14 protein-coding genes and 1 pseudogene are annotated in these 17,535 nt (G+C 69.1%); 6 read left to right on the forward strand and 9 right to left on the reverse strand.

Annotated features, from left to right (window positions below):
• Positions 1 to 4: 4 nt before the first annotated feature.
• Both B0W88_RS05570 and B0W88_RS05575 read right to left on the reverse strand, forming a co-directional pair.
• Positions 5 to 850: a DUF2726 domain-containing protein gene (locus B0W88_RS05570; protein WP_077033666.1), complete on the reverse strand. Its 846-nt coding sequence runs from the start codon at positions 848 to 850 to the stop codon at positions 5 to 7.
• A gap of 182 nt (positions 851 to 1,032) precedes the next feature.
• The gene (locus B0W88_RS05575) at positions 1,033 to 1,731 is read right to left on the reverse strand and encodes a GNAT family N-acetyltransferase (RefSeq protein ID WP_077033667.1); all 699 of its coding nucleotides are present in this window, start codon (positions 1,729 to 1,731) and stop codon (positions 1,033 to 1,035) included.
• Between the two features lie 213 nt (positions 1,732 to 1,944).
• Between B0W88_RS05575 and rplM the strand changes: the two genes are divergently transcribed.
• The 3 genes from rplM (at position 1,945) to erpA (ending at position 3,255) form a co-directional block, all read left to right on the forward strand.
• The gene (gene rplM, locus B0W88_RS05580) at positions 1,945 to 2,373 is read left to right on the forward strand and encodes a 50S ribosomal protein L13 (protein WP_077033668.1); all 429 of its coding nucleotides are present in this window, start codon (positions 1,945 to 1,947) and stop codon (positions 2,371 to 2,373) included.
• Between the two features lie 9 nt (positions 2,374 to 2,382).
• Positions 2,383 to 2,775 (forward strand): 30S ribosomal protein S9, encoded by a 393-nt coding sequence (gene rpsI, locus B0W88_RS05585; protein ID WP_077033669.1) that lies wholly within the window; start codon positions 2,383 to 2,385, stop codon positions 2,773 to 2,775.
• Positions 2,776 to 2,883: 108 nt separating this feature from the next.
• Positions 2,884 to 3,255 (forward strand): iron-sulfur cluster insertion protein ErpA, encoded by a 372-nt coding sequence (gene erpA, locus B0W88_RS05590; RefSeq protein WP_077033670.1) that lies wholly within the window; start codon positions 2,884 to 2,886, stop codon positions 3,253 to 3,255.
• A 66-nt stretch (positions 3,256 to 3,321) separates the two neighbouring features.
• Here the strand turns inward: erpA and B0W88_RS05595 are convergent.
• Both B0W88_RS05595 and B0W88_RS05600 read right to left on the reverse strand, forming a co-directional pair.
• Positions 3,322 to 4,448 (reverse strand): annotated as a pseudogene (locus B0W88_RS05595) (anhydro-N-acetylmuramic acid kinase).
• Entirely contained in the window at positions 4,445 to 5,752 is a 1,308-nt protein-coding gene (locus B0W88_RS05600) for a M23 family metallopeptidase (RefSeq protein ID WP_233151631.1), read from the reverse strand. Before B0W88_RS05600 ends, B0W88_RS05595 begins: the two are co-directional and overlap by 4 nt.
• Positions 5,753 to 6,053: 301 nt before the next feature.
• Here B0W88_RS05600 and tyrS point away from each other — a divergent pair, with 301 nt between their 5' ends.
• Positions 6,054 to 7,298: a tyrosine--tRNA ligase gene (gene tyrS / locus B0W88_RS05605; protein ID WP_077033672.1), complete on the forward strand. Its 1,245-nt coding sequence runs from the start codon at positions 6,054 to 6,056 to the stop codon at positions 7,296 to 7,298.
• On the opposite strand, the gene B0W88_RS05610 is transcribed toward tyrS, so the two are convergent.
• Both B0W88_RS05610 and B0W88_RS05615 read right to left on the reverse strand, forming a co-directional pair.
• A complete protein-coding gene (locus B0W88_RS05610; RefSeq protein WP_077033673.1) occupies positions 7,285 to 10,623 on the reverse strand; it encodes a S41 family peptidase in 3,339 nt (1,112 codons plus the stop codon). The two genes, tyrS and B0W88_RS05610, sit on opposite strands and share 14 nt — an antisense overlap.
• Positions 10,624 to 10,687: 64 nt before the next feature.
• Entirely contained in the window at positions 10,688 to 11,581 is an 894-nt protein-coding gene (locus tag B0W88_RS05615) for a 5'-nucleotidase (RefSeq protein WP_077033674.1), read from the reverse strand.
• A 46-nt stretch (positions 11,582 to 11,627) separates the two neighbouring features.
• Between B0W88_RS05615 and B0W88_RS05620 the strand changes: the two genes are divergently transcribed.
• On the forward strand, positions 11,628 to 12,320 hold the full coding sequence (locus tag B0W88_RS05620) for a 2OG-Fe(II) oxygenase (protein WP_198937782.1): 693 nt from the start codon (positions 11,628 to 11,630) through the stop codon (positions 12,318 to 12,320).
• On the opposite strand, the gene gspF is transcribed toward B0W88_RS05620, so the two are convergent.
• Complete coding sequence (gene gspF / locus B0W88_RS05625) at positions 12,313 to 13,527, reverse strand: type II secretion system inner membrane protein GspF (protein ID WP_077033676.1); 1,215 nt, start codon at positions 13,525 to 13,527, stop codon at positions 12,313 to 12,315. The genes B0W88_RS05620 and gspF overlap by 8 nt on opposite strands.
• 158 nt (positions 13,528 to 13,685) lie before the next feature.
• Here gspF and B0W88_RS05630 point away from each other — a divergent pair, with 158 nt between their 5' ends.
• The gene (locus B0W88_RS05630) at positions 13,686 to 14,837 is read left to right on the forward strand and encodes a glycosyltransferase family 4 protein (protein WP_077033677.1); all 1,152 of its coding nucleotides are present in this window, start codon (positions 13,686 to 13,688) and stop codon (positions 14,835 to 14,837) included.
• Positions 14,838 to 14,850: 13 nt separating this feature from the next.
• Here the strand turns inward: B0W88_RS05630 and gspE are convergent, their stop codons facing one another.
• Entirely contained in the window at positions 14,851 to 16,272 is a 1,422-nt protein-coding gene (gene gspE / locus B0W88_RS05635) for a type II secretion system ATPase GspE (RefSeq protein ID WP_077033678.1), read from the reverse strand.
• Positions 16,273 to 16,288: 16 nt separating this feature from the next.
• A partial coding sequence (locus tag B0W88_RS05640) for a secretin N-terminal domain-containing protein (RefSeq protein WP_304442571.1) occupies positions 16,289 to 17,535 on the reverse strand: 1,247 nt, incomplete at its 5' end.

The following is a 17,535-nucleotide window of genomic DNA, read 5'->3' on the forward strand; positions in this document are numbered from 1 at the left end:
TGGCTCAGCGGGGCGGATGCCCGTTGCCGTAGCGGGGCGAATCGACGACGACGCCGACGATGTCGTTGGGCGCTTCGTCCGGATAGTGGGACGAGGGGCCGCTGAGCGGTTCGGCCAGGCCGGAGTCGGAAAAGACGCGGCTGTTCTGGAAGCCGCTGCGGCTGCCGCCATCGAAGCCCGTGTTGCCGTTGTTGTCGAAGCGGCTGTCCGGCCCGAAGAAGGAGTCGTTGAACATCGCCGAGTCCTGCCACAGGCTGCCGCGCACGGCATCCTGCGAGGCGCGGCGCGGCGGGCCGGAGCGGGCGCGGTCCGGGCTCGGCGCCGCCTGCGGGCCGCGCGAATGGCCACTGCCGTAAGGCACCAGCAGTTGCAGCTCGGCGGCGGTCGGCAGCTTGTCCAGCGGGCAGCGCAGGTAGCGCACGCGGCAGGCCGCCAGCACCGACTGCTTGATCCTCAGGCTGCGGCTGGCGCTGGCGCTGTTTCTCTCGCTGGTGTCGATGTCCACGGCCGCCAGCACGCGGCCGTTGGGGCTGCAGATCGCGAAGGTGACGTGGATCGCGCCCAGCAGCTCAAACCAGTAGCGGACCTCGGTGGCCTCCACCGGCTGGCAGAAGCGCACCAGCGGCAGCTTGGCCAGGATCACATGGTGGGGCAGGGCCTCGCGCAGCAGGCGGTAGACGCGGCGCTCGTCGGTACTGAAGACCGGGCGCGGCGTCAGCGACCACTCGACCGGCAGCGACTTGGCGTTCGTCGCCGGCCGACGCAGCAGCGCCCAGGCCAGCACCATGGCCATCAGCACGAAGCCGAGGGCGATGGTGACGATCCAGGCGATGCTGCTGCTGACGGGCATGGGCAGGTGATTGAGGAAAAAAGCAGGGAATTCCGGCGTAATTGAATGACTTTATCCCATGGATCCAATGCAGGGCTCCGTGTCTGCCCAGGGGTTGATCCCCCCGAGTCGGGCGGGTTCCGTCGAGTTTTAGCGTTATGTGTGTACAAATTCGCGGCAAATCGCAAAAAGATCGCGCAGCCTCATTGCGCCTTGCGCTTGTCGCCGGTCAGGCGGGCCTTGAGGCTGGACATGCCCTTGAAAACGCTGTTCACGGTCCGGGCATGGCGCTTGTACTGGAAGTCCAGCTCGGCCATGTGGCGCTCGATCGCCTCGCCGACGTGCGAGGACACGGTGTCTTCCGGCAGCCGCAGCCAGGCCTCGGATTCCGAGCCCTCGCGCTCCACCCTGGCACCGGCATTGCGGGCGATCTTCAGCATCGGCGCGTTCTCGCTCAGCGCGTGGATGAACAGGGTCTCCACGCCGCGGTTGCGGGCCTGCAGAGCGGCCCGCTCGAACAGGCGCGCGCCGAAGCCGCGCCCGCGCGCCTCGCGGGAGACCGAGACGCCGAACTCCGCCATCGCCGGCTTGCCGGCCCGCTGCGGCATCGGCGCATAGGCCAGGTGGGCCATCGCGACCAGCTGGAGCCGGCGGTTGAAGATGCCCAGCACCTCGTCATGGTCGAAGTCCAGGCCGACGACGTAGCGGGAGATCTGCTCGTCGGTGGCCGGGTAGCCGAAGCGCAGGTAGCGGTCGCGCTCGTTCAAGGCCAGCAGGTGCTGTGCGATGCGTCCGCGATGGCGGCTCGCGAGCGAGCGGATCGGCACCCAGGACGCCAGCTGGCGCAGCCAGGCCGGAGGCTTGGCGGCCAGGGAGGTGGCGTCGTCGGCGGGTTTCTGCATATCGATCCGTGTAAACCCCTAGTTTACCTGGCAAAGTCGCTGCTGCTGGCGGCTCTCGACCCCCAAGACTAGCGGAAAAGGCTCACCTGGTGATACACTCGCGGGCTTTCCCCGATCTGGCTTTGAGGGGAGAGCGGTGGGTGAGAGGCTGTGGACTCAAATAAACAGCACCGAACGCGCCGAATCGACAAAGCTTTTACTCGAAAGAATCTCATGAAGACCTTCAGCGCCAAGCCGGCCGAAGTGACGCACGAGTGGTTTGTGATTGACGCCACCGACAAGGTGCTCGGACGTGTTGCCAGCGAAGTGGCACTCCGTTTGCGCGGCAAGCACAAGGCCATCTACACGCCTCACGTCGACACCGGTGACTTCATCGTCATCATCAACGCAGACAAGCTGCGTGTCACGGGCAACAAGGCCACCGACAAGGTGTACTACCGTCACTCGGGCTTCCCCGGCGGCATCTACGCCACGAAGTTCAAGGACATGCAAGCCAAGCATCCGGGCCGCGCCCTGGAGAAGGCCGTCAAGGGCATGCTGCCCAAGGGCCCGCTCGGCTACGCCATGGTGAAGAAGCTGAAGGTCTACGCCGGTGACACCCACCCGCACGCCGCTCAGCAGCCCAAGGCTCTGGAAATCTAAGGAACGACGATGATCGGAAACTGGAACTACGGAACCGGCCGCCGCAAGTCGTCGGTCGCTCGCGTCTTCATCAAGAAGGGCACCGGCCTGATCACCATCAATGGCAAGACCATTGCTGAGTACTTCGGCCGTCAGACCTCGATCATGATCGCCAAGCAGCCCCTGCTGCTGACGAACAACGGCGAGGCCTTCGACGTCAAGATCAACGTCCACGGCGGTGGCGAGTCCGGCCAGGCTGGCGCCTGCCGTCACGGCATCACCCGCGCGCTGATCGACTACGACGCGACCCTGAAGCCCGAACTGAGCCGCGCCGGCTTCGTCACGCGTGACGCGCGTGAAGTCGAGCGTAAGAAGGTCGGCCTGCACGGCGCCCGTCGCCGGAAGCAGTTCAGCAAGCGCTGATCGATCGCACTGCCTGCTCCGGCAGGCAGTACAAAGAGGCCGCAGACAATGCGGCCTTTTTATTTGTGTTGGACAATAGCGCCAACACAGGAATCCAAGGAATCCATCATGAGCGCAGTCCTCGAATCCACTCCCGTCACTGGCGAGGTCCCCGGCCCGCTGGTCTTCACCGACAGCGCCGCCGCCAAGGTGGCCGACCTGGTCGCCGAGGAAGGCAACCCCGAGCTGAAGCTGCGCGTGTTCGTCCAGGGCGGCGGCTGCTCGGGCTTCCAGTACGGCTTCACCTTCGACGAGGTCGTCAACGAAGACGACACGCAGATGAACAAGAACGGCGTCACGCTGCTGATCGACGCGATGAGCCTGCAGTACCTGATGGGCGCCGAGATCGACTACAAGGAAGACCTGCAGGGCGCGCAGTTCGTGATCAAGAACCCGAACGCGACGACGACCTGCGGTTGCGGTTCGAGCTTCTCGGTCTGAGCCGTCTTTCTCGCTGCCTGGCAAAGCAAAGCCGCCCTCGGGCGGCTTTGTGCTTTTCAGGCCGGCTCAGGCTGGGTAGAGCGCCCCGAGTGGCCGCGGCCCGGCGGCGCGGTGACCCGCGCCAGATTGCCGGCCAGGCCGCGCATGAAGCGCATCGCCAGCCAGGCGAAGGCGGCGCCCTCGACCTGCATCACCGGCAGGCCGCGTGCGTCGCTGGGCAGGACCTGTGCGGTGGGCAACAGCGCCTGCAGCCGCGCCATCAGCGTGCCGTTCAGCGCGCCGCCGCCGCAGACGAGCAACTCGGTCGTGCCGGCCGGCAGCGTGTCGACGATGCTGCGCGCAGTCAGTTCCAGCAGCGTGGCCTGCACATCCTCGGCCTTTTCGCTGCCGCTCAGGTAACGCGTTAGCCAGACGCGGTTGAACAGGTCGCGGCCGGTGCTGCGCGGCGGCGGCATCGAGAAATAGGGCTCGGCCAGCATGTCGGCCAGCAGCGTGGGGATGACCTTGCCGGTGGCGGCCCAGGCGCCGCCCGCGTCATAGCGACTGCCGGGCTGGTGCTCGGCGATCCACAGGTCCATCAGGCAGTTGCCGGGGCCGCAGTCGAAGCCGGTGGTCGTGCCATCGGCGGCGAGCAGGCTGACATTGCTGATGCCGCCGATGTTCAGCGCCGCCACGTCGCGCTCGGCGCTGCCGAACTGTGCGCGGTGGAAGGCTGGCACCAGCGGCGCGCCCTGGCCGCCGGCGGCCACGTCGCGGCTGCGCAGGTCGCAGATGGTGGCGATGCCGCTCTGCTCGGCCAGCAGCGCGCCGTTGAGCAATTGGGTGGTGTAGCCGCAGCCGTCGAACTCGCCGGGGCGGTGGCGCACGGTCTGGCCGTGGGCGCCCAGCGCGGTCACCTCGGCCGGCACCACGCTGCAGGCTTCGAGCAACTGGGCGGCCGTGTCCGCATAGCTGCGCGCGACGGCGTTGCCGGCCAGGGCGGCGCGATGCAGTTCGTCCACGCCGCCGGGGGCGTTCAGTGCCAGCAGTTCCTCGCGCAGCGCGGAAGGAAAGGGGCTGTACTGGTGGCCCAGCACCTGCATGTCGCCGCCCGCGGCGGGGAAGCGGGCCAGCACGGCGTCGACCCCGTCCAGCGAGGTGCCGGACATCAGGCCGATAAAGAGTTCCCCGGTGCTGCTGATGCGGACGCTCATTCGGCGCCGCTGATGCCGTCGCTCGCCTGCATCGAGCGCGCCACCTGCAGCTGCGTCGTCACGCTCGCCACGGTCTGGGCGAACTTGGCGCGGGCATAGCCCGGCAGCGTGGCGGCGTCGGACGCCTTGGCGATCGCGCGCGGATCCTGCTGCGTGCCGTTGACCTGGAACTCGAAGTGCAGGTGCGGGCCGGTGGCCCAGCCGGTCATGCCGACGGCGCCGATCGTCTGGCCCTGGCCGATCTTCTGGCCCTTCTTGACCTCGATGCGGCTCAGGTGGGCGTAGACCGTCTCGCGGCTGCCGCTGTGCTGGATCTTGATGACGTTGCCGTAGCCGTTCTGCCAGCCGGCGAAGTCGACCGTGCCGTCGCCGACGCTGCGCACCGCGGTGCCGGTCGGGGCGCCGAAATCGACGCCCTTGTGCTGGCGCCAGCTTTGCAGGATCGGGTGGAAGCGCATCGCGAAACCGGAGGTGATGCGCGAGAACTCGACCGGGTTGGCCAGGAAGCTGTGGCGCTTGCTCTGGCCGTCGAAGGCGTAGAAGTTGCCCTTGCCGGTGACGCCGTCCTTGAACCAGACCGACTGGTAGCTCTTGCCCTTGTTGACGAACTCGCCGGCGATCAGGTGGCCGTTGGAGGCGTCCCAGCTGATCGGCTCGCCGTCGGCGGTCATGGCCTCGTAGACGACCGAGAAGCGGTCGCCCTTCTGCAGCTCGCGGTGGAAGTCCACGTCGCCCGAGAACATGTCGGCCATCTGCGAGGCGATGCCGTCGGGGATGTTGGACTCGTCGGTGGCGGCGAACAGCGAGGTGCGGATCGTGCCGCTGCCCAGGCGGACCTGGGTTTCCAGCGGGGCGGTCTCGACCTTGCTCGTGAACTTGCCGTCGGCCTGGCGTTCGATCGTCAGCCGCGTGAAGTGGGTGGCCTGCTGCTCCGCGTTCTCGGCGGGATAGCGGGCGACGATGGACTGGACCGTGCCCGAGGCATCGGCAGCCAGTTCGACCATCTTGCCGGCGCGGCCCTGCAGCAGGCGGCGGGCCGTGGTGTCGCTGCGCAGGAACTGCGAGGCGGCGGGGTCCAGCGCGCCCAGGCGGCGGAGCAGGGCGTCGGCGGTGTCAGTGGCGCGGGTTTGCTCGCTGCGGCGCAGGACGAGTTCGTGGGCGGCCAGTTCGGCCAGCTGGGCATCGAAATTGCCCTGCGGTTGGACGGTCTCGGTGACGAGGCGTTGCGGCAGGTCGCCCGCATCCGGCGCCAGCGGTGCGATGCCGAAGGCGGTCACGGCGAAGCCGCTCAGCAGGCCCACCACGGTCGCGGTCAGGGCTCGCGGATGCTTTGCGGCAAAAGCCTCTACACGCGTCAAGCTGGCCTTGACGCTCTCAATCCGATCACTCACTACAGGAATCCCGCCGTATCTTGTCGTTCCGGGCCGGCACCCTGTGAGGCGGGCCGTGGAACTGAAGGTGGACATGAGCCTGTCCACTAGAATCCGCTGCCTGGCACCGCATGGTGCATCGCAGCAAATGAGGCCGAAGTATACCGGCCGCAGCGCGGCGCCAAGGCCAAGAAAACCCGATGAATCAAGGCTTTACAAAGCCCAGAGCCCCGCCATGTCCGACCCGCGCACAGCCGTAAAAACCAGTTACCCGGTGACCGACAAAGTCCTGGAAGCCATGGAAGTTTCCAAGCGGGGCGTCGAGGAGCTGCTGCCCGAGGCCGACTGGCTGCAGAAGCTCGCGAAGTCCGAGGCGACCGGTGTGCCGTTGCGGATCAAGCTGGGCCTGGACCCGACCGCGCCGGACATCCACATCGGCCACACGGTGGTGCTCAACAAGATGCGCCAGCTGCAGGACCTGGGCCACCAGGTGATCTTCCTGATCGGCGACTTCACCTCGATGATCGGCGACCCGTCCGGCCGCAACAGCACCCGCCCGCCGCTGACCGCCGAGCAGATCAAGGCCAACGCCGAGACCTACTACGCCCAGGCCAAGCTGGTGCTGGACCCGGCCCGCACCGAGATCCGCTACAACTCCGAGTGGAGCGACCCGCTGGGCGCCCGCGGCATGATCCAGCTGGCCGCCAAGTACACAGTGGCGCGGATGATGGAGCGCGACGACTTCACCAAGCGCTTCGCCGCCCAGACGCCGATCTCGGTCCACGAGTTCCTCTACCCGCTGATGCAGGGCTACGACTCGGTGGCGCTGAAGAGCGACCTCGAGCTCGGCGGCACCGACCAGAAATTCAACCTGCTGATGGGCCGCCACCTGCAGCAGGAGTACGGCCAGGAGCCGCAGTGCATCCTGACGATGCCGCTGCTGGAGGGGCTGGACGGCGTCGAGAAGATGTCCAAGTCCAAGAACAACTACGTGGGCATCAGCGAGCCGGCCAAGGACATGTTCGCCAAGATCCTGTCGATCAGTGACGAGCAGATGTGGAAGTGGTTCAAGCTGCTGAGCTTCAAGTCGCTGGCGGAGATCGCAGCGCTGAAGGCCGAGGTGGACGGCGGGCGCAACCCGAAGGACGCCAAGGTCATGCTCGCCAAGGAGATCACCGCGCGCTTCCACAATGCTGCCGCGGCCGATGCCGCCGAGGACGACTTCAACAAGCGCGCCCAGGGCGGCATCCCGGACGACATTCCCGAGGTGACGCTCACCGGCGCCCCGCTGCTGATCGGCAAGGTGCTGCTGGGCGCCGGCCTGGTCGCTTCCGGCGGCGAGGCCACGCGGATGATCGAGCAGGGCGGCGTGCGCATCGACGGCGCGGTGATCAGCGACAAGGGGCTGAAGCTGGAGCCCGGCGCGACCTTCGTCGCGCAGGTGGGCAAGCGCAAGTTCGCGCGGGTTACTCTGTCCTGAGCTTCGGGTAGGCGCTCGGCTTCGGCATCACCATCGGCTTCTCGGCCATCTGCTGCTTCAGCAGCTCGATCGCCTTTTCCAGCTGCGCGTCGCGCCCCTCGAAGGTGGCACGCGGCGGGTTGTCCACGTCGACATCCGGCGTCACGCCCTTGGCCTCGATGATGAAGGTCCCGTCCGGCAGCATCTGCCCGCTCTCGGCGGCGCGGGCCAGGCCGTTGTCCACCAGCCGGTTCTGGTCGGACAGCCAGACGCCCGCGCCCGCCGTCGTCTTGCCCACCAGCACGCCCAGCCCCAGCCGCTTGATGCCCTCGGCGAAGGTCTCGCCGTCGGAGTAGGTGTCCTCGTTGGCCAGCACGACCACGTGGCCCCGGAAGGCCTGCTGCATGTTCGGGCCCGGCTTGCCGCCGTCCGGAGAGCGGCTCTGCCAGAAGGCCCAGGCGCGGCGCATCAGCTTCTCGAGGATGCGGCTCTCGATGCTGCCGCCGTTGTTGTAGCGGACGTCGATGATCAGGCCTTCGCGGTCGATCTGCGCATAGAACTCGCGGGCGAAGTCCTCCATGTCGGGCTGGGTCATCGCGCGCAGGTGCAGGTAGCCGATGCGGCCGCCGCCGGCCTGCTCCACCGCCAGGCCGCGGCTGTAGCGCCAGTCGCCGTAGCGCAGCGCCTGCTCCTTGGCCAGCGGCACCGGCAGCACGATGCGCGGCTTCTCGGCGCCGTCGATGCCCTTGATCGTCAGCAGCACCTGCTTGTCCGCCTGGCCGCGCAGCAGCTCGGCGATGTTCGCGACGGACGAAGCCGGCCGGCCGTTGACGGCGGTGATCAGGTCGCCGTTGGCGAGGCCGAGGCCCGGCGCGGCCAGCGGCGACAGGCCGTCGACCAGCTCCGGATCGCTGCGGTAGATCCGCTCGATGCGGAAGGCGCCGTCGGGCTGACGCGTTACTTGAGCGCCAAGCCCGGCGAGGGCCGGATCGGCCGGGCCGTTGCGCAGGTCGGGCATGCCGATCTGGCTGTGCAGCGCGCCCAGCTCCGAACTCATCATCGCGAAGATCTCGCCCAGCTCGGCCCGGTCGGTGACCCGCTCGACCAGCGGCGCGTACTTGGCGCGCACCGCGTTCCAGTCGACGCCGTGCATGGCCTTGTCGTAGAAGTGGTCGCGGTGCATGCGCCAGGCGTCGGCGAACATCTCGCGCCATTCGGCCTTCGGGTCGGTGGCGACCTGCCAGTCGCTCCACTTCACGCGCACCTTGTCCAGCTCGCCCGGCAGCTTGGGCGCGGCGTCGACGATCAGCACCTCCGGCGTGCCGGTGCCGCGCTCGACCATCAGCTTGGCTCCGTCGGCGCTCAGCGCGAAGCTGCGCATGTCGCCCGAGACGACCGTGTCGGGCTTGCTGCCCTTGTCGTCGATCGCCAGCGTCAGCAGGCTCTTCTTGCGCTCGGTGGTGACGGCGGTGTCCATGAACCACAGGGCCTTGGCCGTGGCGCGCAGCGCGGTGTAGTTGCCCGGCGCCAGGGGCACTTCGTACAGGCGCTGGGCCAGGCCGGTGCCGACGATGGCGGGCAGCTCGGGCCTGGCGTCCTTCTTGTCGTCCTTCTTCGGATCCTTCCTGTCGGCCGGCTTGTCCGCCTGCTGCAACTCGTCCGGCGGCGCGAACGGGAAGCGCAGCCCCGGCTGCAGCGCCAGCGCGAAGATCTTCCAGCCGCGGTCGAAGTACGGGCCCATATTGCGATCGCCCCAGGGCGAGGCCTCGCCGGTGATCGCGAAGTCGCGGCGCGAGAGGAAGTACAGCCACTTGCCGTCCGGCGAGAAGGCCGGCGCGGCGTTGTCGTAGCGATCGCTGTTCAGCGACTGCAGCTTGCCGTCGGCCAGCGTGTAGAGCTGCAGCTGCTGGCGGTTGGCCTCGCGGGTGGACATCACCCAGGCCAGCGCCTTGCCGTCAGGGGACCAGCGGAAGTCGGCGGGCTCGGCGTTCAGGCGGTCCTGCGCGATCTCGCGCGTGGCAGGCATCTCGCCGGCCTTGGCCTGCAGGTCGGTCAGCCAGATGCGGCCTTCCTTGTCGGTGTGGGCCAGCCAGCGGCCGTCCGGCGACGGGAACAGGGCCACGCGCTGCGTCTTCGCACCCTGCGTGATCTGCTGCGGCTTGTCGTTCAGGCCGTTGGCGGCGAAGCGCCAGATCTCGACCTCGCCGCTGAAGTCGCACAGCGCGAACACCGACTTGCTGTCGGCGCTGAACTCGCCGGTGCGGCAGCGGCCGTCATCCGGTTGCGGCAGCTCCGCGCGGCGCAGCGTGGCCACGCCCTGCGTCGCCAGGTGCCCGCGCACCGACAGCATCACCCGCTGCCCGTCCGGCGCCAGCGTGACCTGCTTGAAGAAGTCCTGAGGCTTCGCGATGAAGCGTTCGCGCTGCTGGTCGAAGTCGCTGCCCAGCGTGATCTTCAGCGTGCTGTCCGTCTTGGCGCCGATGTCCAGCAGATGCAGGTCCGCGCCGGCCGCATAGGCGATGCGGGTGCCGTCGATCGAGGCGCTGCGGATGTCCCAGCCCTTCAGTTGCGTGTGCTGGCGCAAGTCCTGACCCCGGGCGTTGACGGACCAGACGTTGATCGTGCCGTCACGGTCGGACAGGAAGGCCACGCGCTGCTCGCCGTACACGCTCTTGTAGGGCATCGGGCGGCGGTCGTTGTTGCCTTCCGCGAGCAGCGGGCGTGCCTCGTCCTTGCCGTCCAGGTCCATCACCCACAGCCGGGCGATGCCGCCACCGCGGTACTGCTTGGCGTTGTCGTTGTGGGCGACCAGGCCGCCGCGGGTGAAGTAGAGCTGTTTGCCGTCGGGGCTCAGCGCGCCATCGGTGGCCTGGGCCACGCCGAGTGCGCGGCGCTCGCCGGTCTCGGGCTTGATCGCGTAGAGCGTGCCGCCCGGCTGGCCGCTGACGGTAGGCGCGGTGATGATGATCTCGCCCTGGGCGCTGAAGCCCCAGACGCGCACGCCGGCACCGTCCCAGGTGAGGCGCTTCGGCTGGCCGCCGGCGGCCGGCATCAGGTAGGCGTCGCCGCCGTCGCGGGCCGTGGTGCCGTCGTACTGCGCGACGAAGGCGATCCAGCGGCCGTCCCTCGACACGGCCGGCGTGGTCTCGTAGCCGGGATGGGTGGTCAGGCGCTGGGCGGGGCCGCCCTGGATGCCGACGCGCCAGAGGTCGCCCTCGGCCACGAAGACGATCTGTTCGCCCTGCAGAGCGGGCTGGCGGTAGAAGCCGGTCTGCTGGGCCTGGGCGGCGGTGCCGAAGGCGAGCAGGGCGGCAGCGGCGGCGAGATGGCTGAGGCGGAGCGACATGGGCACGGCGGGTTCGAACTGCGAAGCCGCGCATTCTCGGCCAGGCCGGCGCGCCGGCCGGAGGTCACGGTGGGCCGTTGGAGATGCCCGCCGCCACATGGCCGGCCGGCACGTGGGCGCTCGCGCTGGCGATGTGGCCGACCTGGTCGTCGAAGAAGAAATCCGGCTCGAACTCGCGCAGGAACTCGCCCTTGGCCAGGCCGCCGAGGAACATCGCCTCGTCCACTTCCACCTGCCAGTCCATCAGCGTGCGGATCGCGCGCTCGTGCGCCGGGGCGCTGCGGGCGGTGACGAGGGCGGTGCGCACCCGCATCGGGCCATCCTTGTCCTGCTGCTGCAGCCGCTGCAAGGCCTGCAGCACCGGCTTGAACGGGCCGGCTGCCATCGGCCGCAGCGCATGCTCGGACTCGTGGCTCTGGAAGGCATCGAGGCCGTCGCGCTGGAAGACCTGCTCGGCCTCGTCGGAGAACAGCACCGCGTCGCCATCGAAGGCGATGCGCACCTCGTCCGGATGCGCCTCCGAGGCGCGCGCCGAGAGCGGATAGACGCGCGCCGCCGCCACGCCGGCGGCCAGCGCCGAGCGCACGTCGGCCTCATTCGTGGACAGGAACAGGTGCGCCTTCAGCGGACGCAGATAGCGCCATGGCGAGGCGCCGCGGGTGAAGACGCCGCGCTGGATGTTGAGCCCGTCATGGGCGGCCGAGCGGAACACGCGCATGCCGGAGATCGGGTCGTTGCGCGACAGCACGACCACCTCGACGCGCGGAAACGCCAGCAGCTTCTTCACCAGCGAATAGGCGGCACCGGGCTTGGCCGGCACGTCCATGCGCCGCTGCTGCAGGGCCATGTAGGCATGGTCGTCGCTGGCCTCGAACAGCTCGTTCTCTTCCTCGAAATCGAACAGCGCGCGGGAGGAGATGGCGACGACGAGATGGTGGGCGTCCAGCGTGGCAGGCATGGAACTCATCTTAGACTGCGGCCCTGCAACGCACAGGGAAGTCATGTTGGATTTCATCGAGGTCTACGAAGGCGTGCTGGCGCCCGAGGCCTGCGCCCAGTTGATCGGGCGCTTCGACGCCGCCGGCCAGGCGCAACGCGGCAGCACCGGCGGCGGTGTGGACGTGAGCCTGAAGGACAGCTGGGACATCTCGCTGGACACGGCATCCGGCTGGGCCGACGTGCGCCAGCAGCTCAACGACGCGATGCTCAAGGGCTTCACGCACTACCTGCGCCGCTATGCCCATGTGGCGCTGGCGCCGCTGCAGCTGAAGATGCAGAAGCCCGACGGGCAGATGGCCCTCGTCGATGCCGACCTGGTGGCCTCGATGAACGACGAACTGCTCGCCGGCCTGATCGCCAAGGTCTTCCGCCCCGGCGGCATCAACATCCAGAAGTACCTCGCCGACCAGGGCGGCTATCCCTACTGGCACAGCGAGCAGTACCCCAAGCGCGGGGACAACGGCGATGCGCTGCACCGTGCGCTGCTGTGGACGATCTATCTCAACGACGAGTTCGAAGAGGGCGAGACCGAATTCCTCTACCAGCAGCGCAGGATCGTGCCGCGCACAGGCAGCCTGCTGATCGCGCCGGGCGGCTTCACCCACACGCACCGCGGCAACCGGCCCAAGGGCGGCAACAAGTACATCGCCACCAGCTGGGTGCTCTACCAGCGCGCCGAGAGCCTGTTCGCTACTTGACGAAGGTGTTCAGCTGGATGATCGGCAGCAGCACGGCCAGCACGATCAGCATCACCACCGCGCCCATGCCGACGATCAGCAGGGGCTCCAGCAGCGAGGCTGCCGTCATCGCGCGGCGCTGCACCTCGGTGCCCAGCTGGCGCGCGGCGCGGCCCAGCATCTCGGGCAGCGCGCCGGTCTGCTCGCCCAGGCGCGCGAACATGGCCAGCAGCCCCGGGAAACGCTTCTTCGCGGCCAGCGCCGAGCCCAGCGGTGCGCCCTCGCGCACCTGCACCAGCGCGTCCATCGCATCGGCCTGCATGGCGGTGTTGGACAAGGTCTCCGCCGCCGCCTGCAGCGCCTTCAGGATCGGCACGCCGGCGCCGGCCAGCATGGCCAGCGTGGCGGCGAAGCGGGCGCCGTTGTAGCCGCGTGCCAGCCGGCCCACCAGCGGCAGGTTCAGCAGGCCTGCATCGAAGCGCTCGCGGAAGGCGCGGCCGCGCAGCGCCATGCGCAGCGCCACGGCGCCGCCCACCAGGCCCAGCAGCAGCAGCCAGCCCCACTGGCGCACGAAGTCGCTCAAGCCCAGCATCGCCACCGTCAGGAAGGGTAGGGCGCGCTTGGAACTGGTGAACACGGTGGCGATCTGCGGCACCACATAGGTCAGCAGGAAGATCACGATCATCAGCGAGATCACCGAGACGATCAGCGGATAGGCCATTGCGCCGATCAGCTTGCTGCGCAGCTCCTGGCGCTCTTCGAGATCATCGGCCAGGCGTTCGAGCACCAGGCCCAGCGCGCCGCTCTGCTCGCCGGCGGCGACCACGCCCCGGTAGACATCGTCGAACTCGCGCGGCGCGGTGGCCAGCGCGCGGGCGAAGGTGGCCCCAGCGTTGACCTCGGCCTTCAGCTGGGCCAGCAGTTCGCGCTGGCGGGGCTGCTCGCTCTCGTCGGCCAGGGCGGTGAGCGCCCGCTCGATCGGCAGGCCCGCGCCGACCAGGCCGGCCAGCTGGCGGGTCCAGACGGACAGCGCGGTCGGGCTGAACACGCGCCGCGCGAACAGCACGCGCCCGCCGCCCGTCTGCTGCTGCGTCACCGGCTCCACCGCCAGCGGTACCAGCGCGCGGGTGCGCAGCAGGGCGCGGGCGGCACGCGGGTTGTCGGCCTCGACCAGGCCACTGCTGGCGCGGCCGGCGGCATCGAGAGCGTCGTACTTGTAGGCGGGCATGAACGGGGAGGAGGGGTCAGGACTTGCGTCGCCGGGGCGACCCCTGCATGAGGGGCGGCCCCTAGGGCGCAGGAGGCGGGCTGTGCGGATGCGACCAGATGATAGCGGCCCGCGATGGCGCTTCGCCCACGCGCCTCCGACCTCGAGTCCAGAAGGGTATGCAGTCAAATTCTGGTTCCGGCTCCCCCGGTGCGATCCTGTTCGTGCTGCCCTGGGCGCCCGCCCATGCCGGTGGTGTCACCGGCGTGGTCCTCAACCTGATGCGTCACTGGGACGGCGGGCTGCGCCCGCGGCTGCTGGTGAGCGACTGGGCCTGCCGCCGGCCCGCCGACATCGACGGCGTCACGCACTTCCGTGCCACGCCGCTGGGCCAGGCCAGCCCGCTGGGCCTGGCGAAGGCGCTGCTGGCGGGGCCGCCGCAGCTGTGGCGGCTGGCGCGGCTGCTGCAGCGGAGCAAGGTGCGGGCGGTGAACTTCCACTATCCGGGCGGCAATGTGCTTGGGGTGGCCCTGCTGAAGAGGCTGGGCATCTATCGCGGCCGGTTGATCCTCTCCTACCACGGCACCGACGTGCGGCGCCTGGAGGGGCGCCTTGACGGCTGGGTGCAGCGCCTGTGCCTGGCCAGCGCCGATGCGGTCGTCGTCTGCTCGCCTTCGCTCGGCGAGCGGCTGAGCCGCACGCTGGACGGCATCCTGCCCGCGCACCGCCTCGTCACGATCCGCAACGGCGTCGATGCGAGCCTGTTCACGCCGCAGGCCGGCCATGGGCGCGCGCAGCAGCCCTACCTGCTCTCGGTCGGGAGCTACATGCCCGTCAAGGCCCACGAGCTGACGATCCGGGCCTTCGCTCGCCTGGCGGTGCAGTTCCCGATGCTGCGCCTGGTGATCGCCGGCCCCCAGGGGCCCGAGCTGCCGGCTCTGCAGGCGCTTGTCGAAGAGCTGGCCCTGGCCGGCCGGGTGGAGCTGCGCGTGAACCTGCGGCCGCTAGAGGTGGCCGGCCTGATGGCGAGCGCAAGGCTGATGGTGCAGAGCTCGCGCTCCGAATCCTTTCCGCTGGCGCTGCTGGAGGCGGCCGCGGCCGGCACCCCGATCGTGGCCTCGCGCATCCCCGGGCATCAGGAGCTGGTCAAGGAGGGGCGCACCGGCACGTTGTTCGAGGGCGGCAGCGTGGTGGCCTGCGCGCTGGCCATCTCGGCCGCGCTCGGGGCGCCCGCCCGGGTCCAGGCGATGGCGCGGGCGCTGCGCCAGACGGTGACCCGGGAGCTGAGCTGGGAAGCCAGCGTCGCCGGCTACGCCGCGCTGGCGGACTGAGGCCCGGCGCCTGCTACTCGCGCGTGACCCGCAGCACCTCTTCGGCCGAGGTAATGCCCTGGGCCACCAGGCGTGCCCCGTCCTCGCGCATCGAGCGAAGGCCCGCCAGTTGCGCGGCGGCGAGCAGCTCGCTCTCCGCCGCCTTCTGGTGGATCAGGCCGCGCACCTTCTCGTCGGCCTGCATCAGTTCGTAGACGCCGGTGCGGCCCTTGTAGCCGGTCATGCCGCAGGCTTCGCAGCCCACCGGGTGGTAGCGCCCGTCGCCGTCCACCCGCTTGCAGACCTCGCACAGCCGCCGCACCAGCCGCTGCGCCAGCACGCCCAGCAGGCTGGAGCTGAGCAGGAAGGGCTCGACGCCCATATCGGTCAGCCGGGTGACGGCGCTGGGCGCATCGTTGGTGTGCAGCGTGGCCAGCACCAGGTGGCCGGTCAGCGAGGCCTGGATGGCGATCTGCGCCGTCTCGTAGTCGCGGATCTCGCCGATCATGATCACGTCCGGATCCTGGCGCAGGATTGCGCGCAGCGCCTTGGCGAAGCTCAGGTCGATCTTGCCGTTGACCTGGGTCTGGCCGATGCCGGGCAGCTCGTACTCGACCGGGTCTTCCACCGTCAGCACATTGGTCGTGGCCGTGTCCACCGTCTGCAGCGAGGCATACAGCGTGGTGGTCTTGCCGGAGCCGGTCGGGCCGGTCACCAGCACGATGCCGTGCGGCTGCTGCACCAGGCGCTTGAAGGCGCCCAGCACGTCGCCGCTCATGCCCAGGCCTTCCAGCGTGAACTTCGATTCGGTCTTGTCCAGCAGGCGCAGCACCGCGCGCTCGCCATGGGCCGAGGGCAGCGTGGAGACGCGCACGTCGATCGCGCGGCCGCCGATGCGCAGCGAGATGCGGCCGTCCTGCGGCAGGCGCTTCTCGGCGATGTCCAGCTCGGCCATGATCTTCAGCCGCGAGATCAGCGCCGCGTGCAGGCCGCGGTTGGGCTGCACCACCTCGCGCAGCGTGCCGTCCACGCGGAAGCGCACGCTGCTGGCGCGCTCGTAGGGCTCGATGTGGATGTCGCTGGCGCCGTCCTTCGCAGCCTGCGTAAGTAATGCGTTAAGCATGCGGATGATCGGCGCGTCGTTGGCCGCTTCCAGCAGGTCTTCCACGGCGGGCAGGTCCTGCATCATCCGCGACAGGTCGATCGCGCTCTCGACCTCGCCGACCACGGTGGCCGCGCTCGACTCGCTGCCCGCGTAGGCCACGGCGATGCGCTCGGCCAGCGTGGCGCGTGCCTCGTGCTCGAGCCGGTCGACCGGATGCAGGCGCTGCACCTCGGACAGCGTGGCCAGGCCCACGTCCAGCGGCGCCCACAGGACCAGCGAGCTGCCGTCGTCCTCCAGCAGCACCGAATGGGACTTGGCCCAGGCGTAGGGCAGGGGATGCTTGGTGGCCATCGTCAGGGGCTCCGCCTCAGCGGTCCTTGGCCGGTTCGGTCGGCGAGCCGGCGTTCTGTTCCTTGATGCTCAAGGGGCTGCTGTTCGGGTTGGCAGGCACGACCGGCGCGCCGGTGTCGGGCAGCACGGCGGTCTTGGCCGGCACCGTGGCCTGCTGCACCGCGCGGATCGAGTCGTAGCGGTCCAGCGTCAGCTGGTCGGCGGTGGCCTGGTCGCGCAGCACGACCGGGCGCAGGAAGACCATCAGGTTGGTCTTGATGCGCTTGCGGTTGTTGCTCTTGAACAGGTTGCCCACCAGCGGCAGGCTGGCCAGGCCGGGCACGCCGTCCTCGCCGTCGCTGTACTCGTCCTTCAGCAGGCCGCCCAGCACGATGATGGAGCCGTCGTCGACGGTGACGGTGGTCTCGATCGCGCTCTTGTCGGTGGTCGGTCCATTGGTCGAGGAGCTGGTGCCCGCCACCACCGAGGAATTCTCCTGGTAGACCGTCATGCGGATCGTGCCGTTCTCGCCGATCTGGCTGCGGATGCGCAGCGTCAGGCCCACGTCCTTGCGGTCGACGGTCTGGAAGGGCGAGCTGGTGCCGGTGGTCGAGGTCGTGTAGGTGCCGGTCACGAAGGGCACGTTCTGGCCGATCACGATCTTGGCCTCCTCGTTGTCCAGCGCCACCAGGTTGGGCGTGGACAGCACGTTGGCGCCGGTCTGGCTCTCCAGGAAGTTGGCCAGCGCGCCGAGCGTGTAGACGCCGGCGATCTTCTTGAACACGGCGAAGTTCAGGCCTTGCTGCGCAGACTGCAGCGCCGTGCCGATCGTTGTTGAGTTGTTGCTGGCCGTGGCCACCGAGTCCGTGATGATGTTGGCCGAGCCGGTGCCGAAGTTCGTGCCGAGACCCACGGTCTTGCCGAACAGGTTCTGCCACTGGAAGCCGAAGTTGCCGCTCTTGGAGACGTCGACCTTGACGATCATCGACTCCACGTAGACCTGCGCGCGGCGGCCGTCCAGCTGGTCGATCACGTTGCGGATCTGGCGGTACAGCGGATCGGGGGCGGTGATGATCAGCGAGTTGGTGGCCGGGTCGGCCTGCACGAAGCCGCCGGTGGACGGGCTGGGCGAGGCGGATACCGGCGTGGTCGACTGGCTCGAGGCATTGCTGCCGCTGGCGCCGCCGAGGCTGTTGTTGTTGCTGGTGGCGTTGAGCTGGTTGCCGAAGCTGCTGCTGTTGTTGCCGCTCGTCCCGGTGCCGGCGCCGGCCCCACCGCCCCCGC

It is taken from the genome of Pelomonas sp. KK5 (genome assembly GCF_001984095.1).
Classification (GTDB): Bacteria; Pseudomonadota; Gammaproteobacteria; order Burkholderiales; family Burkholderiaceae_C; genus KK5.

Coding starts and splice junctions, on each gene's coding strand:
- B0W88_RS05570 (WP_077033666.1), bottom strand. CDS start 850: ATGCCCGTCAGCAGCAGCATCGCCTGGATCGTCACCATCGCCCTCGGC.
- B0W88_RS05575 (WP_077033667.1), bottom strand. CDS start 1,731: ATGCAGAAACCCGCCGACGACGCCACCTCCCTGGCCGCCAAGCCTCCG.
- rplM (WP_077033668.1), top strand. CDS start 1,945: ATGAAGACCTTCAGCGCCAAGCCGGCCGAAGTGACGCACGAGTGGTTT.
- rpsI (WP_077033669.1), top strand. CDS start 2,383: ATGATCGGAAACTGGAACTACGGAACCGGCCGCCGCAAGTCGTCGGTC.
- erpA (WP_077033670.1), top strand. CDS start 2,884: ATGAGCGCAGTCCTCGAATCCACTCCCGTCACTGGCGAGGTCCCCGGC.
- tyrS (WP_077033672.1), top strand. CDS start 6,054: ATGTCCGACCCGCGCACAGCCGTAAAAACCAGTTACCCGGTGACCGAC.
- B0W88_RS05610 (WP_077033673.1), bottom strand. CDS start 10,623: ATGTCGCTCCGCCTCAGCCATCTCGCCGCCGCTGCCGCCCTGCTCGCC.
- B0W88_RS05615 (WP_077033674.1), bottom strand. CDS start 11,581: ATGCCTGCCACGCTGGACGCCCACCATCTCGTCGTCGCCATCTCCTCC.
- gspF (WP_077033676.1), bottom strand. CDS start 13,527: ATGCCCGCCTACAAGTACGACGCTCTCGATGCCGCCGGCCGCGCCAGC.
- B0W88_RS05630 (WP_077033677.1), top strand. CDS start 13,686: ATGCAGTCAAATTCTGGTTCCGGCTCCCCCGGTGCGATCCTGTTCGTG.
- gspE (WP_077033678.1), bottom strand. CDS start 16,272: ATGGCCACCAAGCATCCCCTGCCCTACGCCTGGGCCAAGTCCCATTCG.